This is a genomic window from Novosphingobium sp. UBA6272 (assembly GCF_002440635.1).
Lineage (GTDB): Bacteria > Pseudomonadota > Alphaproteobacteria > Sphingomonadales > Sphingomonadaceae > Novosphingobium.
Genome location: NZ_DJUW01000032.1, coordinates 32,025 through 41,916 on the forward strand (window position 1 = coordinate 32,025; position 9,892 = coordinate 41,916).

At 64.6% G+C, this 9,892-nt stretch carries 10 protein-coding genes and 1 tRNA gene; 5 read left to right on the top strand and 6 right to left on the bottom strand.

Annotated elements, in window-relative coordinates; genetic code table 11:
* Positions 1 to 110: 110 nt before the first annotated feature.
* The gene (locus B2V17_RS14980; protein ID WP_292999048.1) at positions 111 to 1,484 is read left to right on the top strand and encodes a class II 3-deoxy-7-phosphoheptulonate synthase; all 1,374 of its coding nucleotides are present in this window, start codon (positions 111 to 113) and stop codon (positions 1,482 to 1,484) included.
* Positions 1,481 to 2,161: a spermidine synthase gene (locus tag B2V17_RS14985; protein WP_292999050.1), complete on the top strand. Its 681-nt coding sequence runs from the start codon at positions 1,481 to 1,483 to the stop codon at positions 2,159 to 2,161. Before B2V17_RS14980 ends, B2V17_RS14985 begins: the two co-directional genes overlap by 4 nt.
* Here the strand turns inward: B2V17_RS14985 and B2V17_RS14990 are convergent.
* The 4 genes from B2V17_RS14990 to B2V17_RS15005 are packed head-to-tail and all read right to left on the bottom strand — an operon-like array spanning position 2,158 to position 4,473.
* Positions 2,158 to 2,967: an agmatinase family protein gene (locus B2V17_RS14990; RefSeq protein WP_292999052.1), complete on the bottom strand. Its 810-nt coding sequence runs from the start codon at positions 2,965 to 2,967 to the stop codon at positions 2,158 to 2,160. The two genes, B2V17_RS14985 and B2V17_RS14990, sit on opposite strands and share 4 nt — an antisense overlap.
* A 4-nt stretch (positions 2,968 to 2,971) precedes the next feature.
* On the bottom strand, positions 2,972 to 3,250 hold the full coding sequence (locus tag B2V17_RS14995) for a type II toxin-antitoxin system RelE/ParE family toxin (protein ID WP_292999054.1): 279 nt from the start codon (positions 3,248 to 3,250) through the stop codon (positions 2,972 to 2,974).
* Positions 3,247 to 3,471 (bottom strand): hypothetical protein, encoded by a 225-nt coding sequence (locus B2V17_RS15000; protein WP_292999056.1) that lies wholly within the window; start codon positions 3,469 to 3,471, stop codon positions 3,247 to 3,249. Before B2V17_RS15000 ends, B2V17_RS14995 begins: the two co-directional genes overlap by 4 nt.
* A 27-nt stretch (positions 3,472 to 3,498) precedes the next feature.
* On the bottom strand, positions 3,499 to 4,473 hold the full coding sequence (locus B2V17_RS15005; RefSeq protein ID WP_292999058.1) for a quinone oxidoreductase family protein: 975 nt from the start codon (positions 4,471 to 4,473) through the stop codon (positions 3,499 to 3,501).
* 163 nt (positions 4,474 to 4,636) lie between these two features.
* Between B2V17_RS15005 and B2V17_RS15010 the strand changes: the two genes are divergently transcribed.
* On the top strand, positions 4,637 to 6,133 hold the full coding sequence (locus tag B2V17_RS15010) for a carotenoid oxygenase family protein (protein ID WP_292999059.1): 1,497 nt from the start codon (positions 4,637 to 4,639) through the stop codon (positions 6,131 to 6,133).
* A gap of 10 nt (positions 6,134 to 6,143) precedes the next feature.
* Here the strand turns inward: B2V17_RS15010 and B2V17_RS15015 are convergent.
* Both B2V17_RS15015 and yghU read right to left on the bottom strand, forming a co-directional pair.
* A tRNA-Gln gene (locus B2V17_RS15015) sits at positions 6,144 to 6,218 on the bottom strand.
* A 50-nt stretch (positions 6,219 to 6,268) separates the two neighbouring features.
* Positions 6,269 to 7,120: a glutathione-dependent disulfide-bond oxidoreductase gene (gene yghU / locus B2V17_RS15020; RefSeq protein WP_292999060.1), complete on the bottom strand. Its 852-nt coding sequence runs from the start codon at positions 7,118 to 7,120 to the stop codon at positions 6,269 to 6,271.
* 102 nt (positions 7,121 to 7,222) lie between these two features.
* On the opposite strand from yghU, the gene B2V17_RS15025 reads away from it, so the two are divergent.
* Together B2V17_RS15025 and B2V17_RS15030 are read left to right on the top strand one after the other, a co-directional pair.
* Positions 7,223 to 8,875 (top strand): M28 family metallopeptidase, encoded by a 1,653-nt coding sequence (locus tag B2V17_RS15025; protein ID WP_292999061.1) that lies wholly within the window; start codon positions 7,223 to 7,225, stop codon positions 8,873 to 8,875.
* Positions 8,876 to 8,991: 116 nt separating this feature from the next.
* Positions 8,992 to 9,672, top strand: a complete 681-nt coding sequence (locus B2V17_RS15030) for a hypothetical protein (protein ID WP_292999062.1) — start codon at positions 8,992 to 8,994, stop codon at positions 9,670 to 9,672.
* Positions 9,673 to 9,892 lie beyond the last annotated feature (220 nt).

Below are 9,892 nucleotides of genomic sequence, written 5' to 3' on the forward strand. Positions count from 1 at the left end.
ACATTATTGCCCGATTAGCCTGATCGGGTTTGCATGTTTTGCATTTGCGGCGCGGTGCGGCTATGGGCCGCGCTTTGCCGATGATCGGGCAAGCAAGTGGAGCAAGCAAAGTGGCGAGTAACTGGACTCCCGAAAGCTGGAAGGCCAAGGAAGCACGGCATCTGCCGGCCTATCCCGATGCCGCGGCGCTGGACAAGGTCACGGGCACGCTGACCAGCTTTCCGCCGCTGGTCTTTGCCGGCGAGGCGCGCGCTCTGAAGGCCGACCTGGCCGAGGTTGCGGCCGGCAAGGGCTTCCTGCTGCAGGGCGGCGATTGCGCCGAGAGCTTTGCCGAATTCCACCCCAACAACATCCGCGATACCTTCCGCGTGCTGTTGCAGATGGCGGTGGTGCTGACCTTTGCCAGCAAGCAGCCGGTGGTGAAGGTCGGCCGCATGGCCGGGCAGTTTTCCAAGCCGCGCTCCTCGCCGGTCGAGGTGCAGGGCGGGGTCGAGCTGCCGAGCTATCTCGGCGACAACATCAACGGGATCGAGTTCACCCCGGAATCGCGCATCCCCGATCCGCAGCGGCTGCTGCAGGCCTATTCGCAAAGCGCCGCCACGCTCAACCTGCTGCGGGCGTTCTCGACCGGGGGTTATGCCAACCTGCGCCAGGTCCACCAGTGGACGCTCGACTTCATGGGGCGCAGCCCGTGGGCAGCGCGCTTTGCCGAAGTCTCCGCCCGGATCGGAGAAGCGCTCGATTTCATGGAAGCCTGCGGGATCGATCCGCAGACCGTGCCGCAAATGCAAGGCACGACCTTTTACACCAGCCACGAAGCGCTGCACCTGTCCTACGAACAGGCGATGACCCGTCAGGATTCGCTGACCGGGCAGTGGTACGATACTTCCGCCCACATGCTGTGGATCGGCGACCGGACCCGGTTCGAAGGTTCGGCCCATGTCGAATACCTCCGCGGGGTCGGCAATCCGATCGGTTTCAAGTGCGGGCCCAGCCTCGCACCCGACGAACTGCTGCGCCAGCTCGACCTGCTCAACCCGGGCCGCGAAGCCGGACGGATCACCCTGATCAGCCGGTTCGGCGATGACAAGGTCGAGGTCGGGCTTGCGCCGCTGGTCCGCGCGGTCAAGCGTGAAGGGCACCCGGTGGTCTGGTCATGCGATCCGATGCACGGCAACGTGATCAAGGCCGAAAGCGGCTACAAGACCCGGCCGTTCGACCGGATCCTGAACGAGGTGCGCGGCTTCTTCGCGGTCCACCGCGCCGAAGGAACTCATGCCGGCGGGATCCATATCGAGATGACCGGCCAGGACGTGACCGAGTGCGTCGGCGGGGCGATCGCGATCAGCGATGCGGCGCTGGCCGATCGCTATCACACCCACTGCGACCCGCGGCTCAACGCCGCGCAGTCGATCGAACTGGCGTTCCTGCTGGCCGACATGCTCAACCAGGAAGCCGTCGACCGGGCCCAGCGCGCGGCGTGATCACCCGCGAACTGCTCGGTACTGCGCAGGTCCCCGGCGGCGAGGAGCTCAAGCTGTTTGCCCACGGCCGCGATTTCATGATCGTGATGGGCCACAATGAACTGATGAGCACGCGGATGCGCGGCTCTGAAGAAGCGCTCGCGACGATGACGCTCGAGCGGCTGGGCGGAAAGAGCGATGCCAACCTGCTGATCGGCGGATACGGCATGGGCTTCACCCTGCGCGCGGCGCTCGCAAAGCTCGGGCCGAAGGGGCGTTGCACGGTTGCCGAGCTGATGCCCGAAATCATCGCCTGGGCGCGCGGGCCGATGGCTGAAGTGGCGGCGGGCTGTCTCGACGATCCGCGGGTGACCTTGCGGATGGACGATGTCGGCGATGCCATGCTGCTGGCCCCCGATCCGTTCGACGCAATCCTGCTCGATGTCGACAATGGGCCGGACGGCGTGGTTCGCGCCGAAAACAACCGGCTCTATTCCAAGAGCGGCCTCCACAACGCCCGCAAGGCGCTGGTGCCGGGCGGGATACTGGCAGTTTGGTCCGCTTTCCCCGATCCCCGGTTCACGCGGCGAATGCAGGATGTCGGCTTCGCGGTAGAGGAAGTCGAAGTCCGCGCGCGCTATGATGCGAGCGGCAAGGGCAAGGGCCCGCGCCACGTGATCTGGTTCGCGCGCACCTAGGCGCGGTTGCGGACGATCAGCGCCGACAGTTCGCGCACCAGCTTGGCGGCGAGGATCGCTGTCCGTTCATTCTGGTCGAAACGGGGGTTGAGTTCGACAATGTCGGCGCCGACGACTGGCGCGGTCTGGCGGCGCAGAATGGCCAGCACTTCACGAACCGTCAGTCCGCCCGGTTCGGGATGGGATACGCCTGGGGCTTCGGCGGGGTCGATTCCGTCTAGGTCGATGCTGACATACAGCGGACCTTCGAGCACCGGCACCTTGCCGGGCGCGAAATCGGCCATCGGCACGATCTCCACGCCGAAGCGCTCGGCCTGTTCGCGGCAATGGCGGTTGAGTGTGCGGATCCCGACCTGGACCAGCCGCCGCGCCAGCCCAGCTTCCATGATCCGGGCAAAAGGCGAGGCGTGACTGCGCGGATTGCCTGCGAAATCGGCGTAAAGATCGGGATGGGCGTCGAAATGCAGGATGGTGAGCGGGCCATGGACCGCGTGGACCCCGCGCACCGCCGGATGGCTCATCGCGTGATCGCCGCCGAGCAGCAGCGGCGTCGCGCCCGAGCGGATCGAGGCTTCGACTGCGGCTGCGATCGCCGCATCGTCCGCCGCGGTTTCGGCCAGCGGCAAATCGCCGCGATCGTGCAGTGCAAAGTCGATCCCGATCTCCTGCCCGTCCTCGCAGGCCAGATTGCCGCGATCGGACCACAGCGCCTTGCGGATCGCCGCAGGGGCCAGCGCCGGGCCGCGCTCGAACGAGGAGTTCACGTCGCTCGGCAGGCCGATCAGGTCGATGACGGGTAGCGTCATCGGCTCAGGACTCCCGGTCCTGATAGCGAAAGATACCAAGTACGGTCAGAAACGGTTCCTCAATCAAATAAGCGATTTTGAAGTGGTATCGCAGTGTCACGATCCTTCTGAAACTGCGCCCCTCGACAGCGGCTCCTAGCTGCGGATAATCCTGCAAGCGTCGCAGCGCGTGATGAATATCGTCGAGAATGCGCGGCAGAACTTCTGGCGCGACGTCCCGATAGTAGGAAACGACATCGCGCAGATCGGCTTCAGCTTCCTTGCGAAAACGGAGGGCGATCATCCAGGGAACGGTTTGCCGAAAAGCCCGGAAATGTCTGCGGGGTTGGCATACTCCGCCTTCGGTTCAGCCAGTCGGCGATCAAGTTCGGCCAGTTCGCCCGCGTTGAAATCCCGGCCAGCGAGATGGGTTTGCATGAGCAAGCCCAAGGCATCTTCGACTGATTGGAGCCGATCTGCCGGCAAGGCCTTGGCAAAGGCTACGAAGGAATCGAGCACCGTCATGGCCGACGAATTACCATAGTCCAGTCTTCACGGCAAAAGCAGGGTCGAGCCGGTGGTCTTGCGCGCCTCAAGATCGCGGTGCGCCTGGGCGGCTTCGGTAAGAGGGTAGGTCTGGCCGATCTGGACCGACAGTTTGCCGCTGACGATCATATCCCACAGCTTGGCTGCGCCGGCCATCGCCTCGACGGGTTCGCGGTAATAGTCGAACAGGGTCATGCGGGTGACAAACAGCGAGCCATGCGCAGCGAGTACGCCCAGGTTGACGCCGGTCACCGGCCCGCTGGCATTGCCGAAGCTGACGATCGTGCCGCGCCGCCTGACCGACCCCAGCGAAGCCTCCCAGGTCGCCGCGCCGACCCCGTCATAGCTGACCGCCACGCCGCTACCGCCGGTCGCCGCACGAACCTTGGCGGTGAGTTCGGGGTCATTGGAAAGGAACACCGTCTCGGCCCCGGCAGCCGTGGCGAGGGCCATCTTTTCCTCGCTGCCAACGGTGCCGATCACCCGCACGCCGCGCGCTTTCAGCCATTGGACGAGCAGCTGACCGACTCCGCCCGCCGCGGCCGGGACCAGCGCCCATTCGCCCGCCGCAAGCGGAGCGCAGCGCTCGGCCAGCGCCTCTACCGTCGCGCCCTTCAGGAACACGGCGGCGGCGGTCTGGCTGTCGACGCTGTCCGGAAAGGGCAAGTACTGCAGTGCCGGCGCGATTCGCGCGGTTGCGTAGGCCCCGATCGCGCCAAAGGTCACCGCCCGCTGGCCGGGCTTGAGGTGCTGCACCCCTTCGCCGACCGCTTCGACCACTCCGGCGGCCTCCATGCCCAAGCCGCTTGGCATAGCCGCCGGATAGAGGCCGGTGCGGAAGTAGGTGTCGATATAATTCAGTCCGACCGCCTCATGCCGGATCAGCACTTCTCCGGGTCCGGGAGCGGGCAGATCGACCTCGCGCCACTGGATCACTTCGGGGCCGCCGGTCGCTTCGATGAAGGCCTGGGTTGCGCGCATGGGAATCTCCTTTGCATCCAGCCTAGCGGTCGCCGCCCGACAAGCAATTGCCGATCTGCCGCAGTGCGGGGATTTGCTGTCCGGTCGTGGTTGCCGGGCCGCCAAGCCAGGCATACGATGCTGCGGTAGATCGCCCGCGATTCTGCCTTTCAGGAGCAACGCCATGACTGCCCAGCTCGTCGAAACGGTCCGCTCGACCCTGAAGTCGACCGACCATCCCTATATGCAAGGTGCCTGGCGGCCGACCTTCAACGAATGGAACGCGATTTTCGCCAACGGCGATGCCGAGGTGATCGGCACGATCCCGGACGATATCGACGGTGTCTATGTCCGCACCGGCGAAGTTCCCGTGCATGAGCCGATCGGGCGCTATCACCCCTTTGACGGTGACGGCTTCATCCACGCGATCAGCTTCAAGGGCGGGCGCGCCAGCTATCGCAGCCGGTTTGTGCGGACCAAGGGCTTTCAGGCCGAGCAGGAAGCCGGCAAGGCGCTGTGGGCGGGATTGATGGAGCCGCCGCACAAATCGACCCGGCCGGGCTGGGGCGCGCAGGAATGGCTCAAGGATTCGTCCTCGACCGACGTGGTGGTCCACGCCGGCAAGATCCTCTCCTCGTTCTACCAGTGCGGCGAGGGGTACCGGCTCGATCCTTTCACGCTCGAACAGTTCGGGACCGAAGGCTGGGTTCCGCTCGATGGCATCTCGGCCCACACCAAGGTCGATGAGGCGACTGGCGAGCTGCTGTTCTTCAACTATTCGAAGCATGCGCCCTACATGCATTACGGCGTGGTCGGGGCGGACAACCGGCTCAAGCACTACATCCCGGTCCCGCTGCCCGGGCCGCGCCTGCCGCACGACATGGCCTTCACCCGCAACTATGCGATCGTCAACGACATGCCGCTTTACTGGATGCCCGAGCTGTTGGAGCGTAACCTCCACGTGGTCCAGTTCCATCCTGACGAGAAGACCCGTTTCGGCCTGATCCCGCGGATGGGCCAGCCTGAGGAGATCCGCTGGTTCGAGGCCGAGCCGACCTATGTGCTGCACTGGCTCAATGCCTGGGAGGAAGGCGACGAGGTGGTGCTCGACGGCTATTTCCAGGAGGAACCCCAGCCCAAGTCGCACCCCGACGCGCCCGAGGGGCTGGAACGGATGATGGCCTACCTCAGCCAGGGCCTGATGAAGCCCAAGCTGCACCGCTGGCGCTTCAATCTGAAGACCGGCCAGACCAGCGAGGAGCGGCTGGATGACCGGATCCTGGAATTCGGGATGATCAACCAGAAATATGCCGGACGCAAGAACCGCTATGCCTATTCGGCGGTGCCCGAGCCCTACTGGTTCCTGTTCACCGCGCTGGTGAAGCACGACCTGGAAACAGGGAGCAGCGAAGAACTGAGCTTTGGCCCGGGGCGTTATGGCAGCGAAGCGCCTTTCGCCCCCCGGATCGGCGCCACCGACGAGGATGACGGCTATCTCGTCTCGTTCATCGCCGACCTCAACACCGACACGTCCGAATGTGTGCTGATCGATGCCAAAAACGTCAGCGCGGGCCCGGTCTGCCGGATCGTGCTGCCCGAACGGTTCTGCTCGGGTACCCACTCGGTCTGGGCCAATGGCGACGGTATCGGTATGGGCCCGAATCCGGTGCTGGGCGGATAAGGGAAGATCCTGGCTGGGGCGGAAGGATTCGAACCTTCGCATGCCGGTACCAAAAACCGGTGCCTTACCGCTTGGCTACGCCCCAGCAGGAGCGCGGCCTATAATCAGGCCGCGCCGCCAAGGGAAGGGGGATATTCAGCCCTCTGCTGCTTGCTCCAGCTTGTCGAAATCGGCGGCCGAATGGCGTTCGAGCAGGCCGGATACGGTGTTGACCTTCTGCCCGCGCTTGACCGCCGGGCGCGCGCCGATGTCTTCGACCCAGCGGCCGACATTTGTGTATTCGTGAAGCTGGAGGAAGTTTGCCGCGTCGTTGTAGGCGAGGCCGCGATAGAGCAGCCCGAACCAGGCATAGGTCGCCATATCGGCGATGGTGTAGTCATCGCCGGCCAGGAACCGCGCTTCGCCCAGGCGGTTGTTGGCGACATCGAACAGGCGCTTGGTCTCCATCGAATAGCGATCAATCGCATATTCGATCTTGATCGGCGCATAGGCATAGAAGTGTCCGAACCCGCCGCCGATGAACGGCGCGCTGCCCATCTGCCACATCAGCCAGCTGAGGCACTCGGCGCGGCCCTTGGCATCAGTCGGAATGAAGGCGCCGAACTTTTCGGCCAGGTGCAGCAGCATCGCGCCGCTTTCGAACAGCCGGATCGGTTCCGGGCCGGAACGATCGAGCAGGGCCGGGATCTTCGAATTGGGATTGAGCGCGACAAAGCCTGATCCAAACTGATCGCCTTCGCGGATGTTGATCAGCCAGGCATCGTATTCGGCGCCCGAATGGCCAGCTTCGAGCAGCTCTTCGAACAGGATCGTCACCTTCTGCCCATTGGGCGTGCCCAGCGAATAGAGCTGGAACGGATGCTCGCCCACCGGCAGCTCCTTCTCGCTCTGCGCGCCGGCAGTCGGCCGGTTGATCGCCGCGAACTGGCCGCCGTTCTCCTTGTTCCAGGTCCAGACCTTGGGCGGGACATATTCGGCATCGGACATCGACTTCTCCTGCGGCTTATTGCATTGCTGATGGCAACTTAGGCAGGCGGGGCGGCTTTGCAAGGAAGTTGCGGATGGCGCGGAGCAAGCTAGGGTTGGGCCATGCCGATCCGCAAACTGTTCATCGCCGCGCTCGCCGCGCTGTCCTTCGCCAGCCCCGCTGCCACCCGCGAACCGCTCAGCGCGGAACGGGTCGTGGCGACCGTTCGGACCATGACCGACGACTGGTTCCAGGGCCGCGCCCCCGGCACGCTGGGGGAAGAGCGGACCGTGGCCTACTTGATCGGCCGCTTCCAGGCGCTGGGGCTGGAGCCGGGCGGGCCGGACGGCAAATGGGTGCAACCGGTGCCCTTGCTCCACACCCGGCTGGGCACGCCGCAGCAGCTGGAACTCACGACACCCACGGGGCCGTTGGCCCTGACGCTGGGCAGTGATGTATACCTCTCGACCCTGCGCAGCGACGATGTCGCCAGAGTGGCCGGCGCGCCGCTGGTTTTCGTCGGCTATGGGGTCAATGCGGCCGAGCGCAGATGGGACGATTTCAAGGGCGTGGACCTGGCGGGCAAGGTCGCGGTGTTCCTGATCAACGATCCCGATTTCGAAGCCGGACCCAAGGAAGCGGTGGCGGGCAAGTTCGGCGGCAAGGCGATGACCTATTACGGCCGCTGGACCTACAAGTTCGAGGAAGCGGCGCGGCGCGGGGCCGTGGCCGCACTGATCGTCCATGATGCTGCCGGGGTGGGCTATGGCTGGAACGTGGTGGTCAGCCCGGGCGGCGAGAATTACGGGCTGGTCCGCAAGGATGGCAGCCAGACCAGCCTGGCGCTGCAGGGCTGGCTCAGCCACGAAATGGGCGACCGGCTGTTTGCGCTGGCCGGACAGAACCTGGGCAAGCTGCGGCTGGCGGCACGCAGCGCGAAGTTCCGCCCGGTTGAACTCAAGGGCCTGACGCTGAACGCCGCAATTCCCAGCCAGCACGAGGTCATCACCAGCCACAACGTAATCGCCCGGATTCCGGGCAGTCAACGGCCCGACGAAGTGGTGATGTTCGGGGCGCACTGGGATGCCTATGGCGTGGGCAAGCCCGACGCCCAGGGCCGGATCTACCGCGCCGGGGCCAACGACGATGCCTTGGGCGTGGCCGCGCTGCTCGAAATCGCGCGCGACATCAAGGCCGGCCCCGCGCCGCAGCGCTCGATGGTCTTCGCCGCCTGGACCGCCGAGGAACGCGGCCTGCTCGGCTCAGAGGCCTATGCCCAGGATCCGGTCTATCCGATGGACAAGACCGTCGCCAATCTGACCATCGACGTGTTGCAGACCGCCGGCCCGGCGCGCGATGTGGTGCTGATCGGCAAGGGCCAGTCGACCATGGAAGACGAACTGGCCGCCTTTGCCGCCAAGCAGGGCCGCACGGTCACGGTCGAGAACCTGCCCGAACGCGGCCTGTTCTACCGCGCCGACCATTTCCCCTTCGCCAAGCGCGGGGTGCCGGTGTTGCTGATGATGAGCCTGGCCGGGGCATCGGACCTGGTCGAGGGCGGCCGCGCTGGCGGACAGGCCTGGATCGATGACTATACCGGGCGCTGCTATCATCAGGCCTGCGATGCCTGGGACGCTAGCTGGAACATGGCCGGCGCGATGCTGGACATCGAACTGGTCCGCGCGCTTGGCTGGGACCTCGCCAATTCGAACCGCTGGCCGGTGTGGAAGCCGGGCAGCGAGTTTGCGGCGGCGCGGGGGAGTGTGGGGCGCTAGGCGTGGGACATGCTGCCGCGTGTCTCCGCGCGGCGGTGCGGCTTCACCGCGACAATGCTATCCCGATGTGCCCAAGTTCGCTAGGGCGGGGCTGAATGGGACTTGGGGGCAAGCACATGAATTCAAACCTGCGCATCGTCGGACTGATGACTTTCGTCATCGGACTGCTGGCGACGCTGACATTGGCCGTCAGCGCAACGAAGGCGAAGGCCGGGGACGAACAGTTCGATGCGCATATGTGCGCGACGATCTATTACGCAGTTGCCGGAAATCCGAATGACCAGAATTACAGAGCCATGCAGTTTCGCTACTACGCCTTTTCAGAGTTTTCGTCACAAGAGGCAGCGGAAAAGGAAATCGCTCGCGCTGCGCTGGCGTTGCGCAAAGCAGTCGATGACGGGCGGATAGAACCGGCCACCGTGTTCTACATACTCAAGAATTGCGCCCGGGTGCAGAAACTTCCGGAACCGGAGATAAGTTACAGCCTATGGCCTCAATACGCATCGCCGCCTGTCAGCCGTCCGATCCCTGCGGCAACCGGCTCAAATCAGGCAGCGGCCTGCGAGAGCGCAAGCGAGCGTTATCGATCGACGCTCAGATCCATGCCCGGCAGGCTGGAGGCAAAAGGTCCGCGCAAGTACAAGTCCTGTGACCGGCCGGGACCAATGTGCAACATGGTTCGGGACAACGCCGACTGGTATTATGAAATGGGCAGGATTTGCAGCGAATTGAAGCCGATTCAGGAAGATATTCGCCGCTATTGCGGGGAAACGGTTCAAGATCTGGACGATTGTTGAGCCTGGTGATTACCGGCGGAAATTGCGGCAGTGCGGGGGAGCGTGGGGCGTTGAAGTCTGAACTATCGGGAGAGAATCTCCCCTCCCCGGCGGGGCGGGGTTGGGGGTGGGGGCTCAGCGCCTCGACAGGGTGGACCCCCCATCCCAACCCTTCCCCCTCGGGGAAGGGCCTTTTTTGGTTCAATCCCAAACGGGTAAGATCTAGGCTCAGGACTCATTG

Bases quoted from the DNA above. Each gene is read 5' to 3' on its own strand.
- B2V17_RS14990 (WP_292999052.1), bottom strand. From the start codon at position 2,967: ATGACGCTACCCGTCATCGACCTGATCGGCCTGCCGAGCGACGTGAAC.
- B2V17_RS14995 (WP_292999054.1), bottom strand. From the start codon at position 3,250: ATGATCGCCCTCCGTTTTCGCAAGGAAGCTGAAGCCGATCTGCGCGAT.
- B2V17_RS15000 (WP_292999056.1), bottom strand. From the start codon at position 3,471: ATGACGGTGCTCGATTCCTTCGTAGCCTTTGCCAAGGCCTTGCCGGCA.
- B2V17_RS15005 (WP_292999058.1), bottom strand. From the start codon at position 4,473: ATGCGCGCAACCCAGGCCTTCATCGAAGCGACCGGCGGCCCCGAAGTG.
- B2V17_RS15010 (WP_292999059.1), top strand. From the start codon at position 4,637: ATGACTGCCCAGCTCGTCGAAACGGTCCGCTCGACCCTGAAGTCGACC.
- yghU (WP_292999060.1), bottom strand. From the start codon at position 7,120: ATGTCCGATGCCGAATATGTCCCGCCCAAGGTCTGGACCTGGAACAAG.
- B2V17_RS15025 (WP_292999061.1), top strand. From the start codon at position 7,223: ATGCCGATCCGCAAACTGTTCATCGCCGCGCTCGCCGCGCTGTCCTTC.
- B2V17_RS15030 (WP_292999062.1), top strand. From the start codon at position 8,992: ATGAATTCAAACCTGCGCATCGTCGGACTGATGACTTTCGTCATCGGA.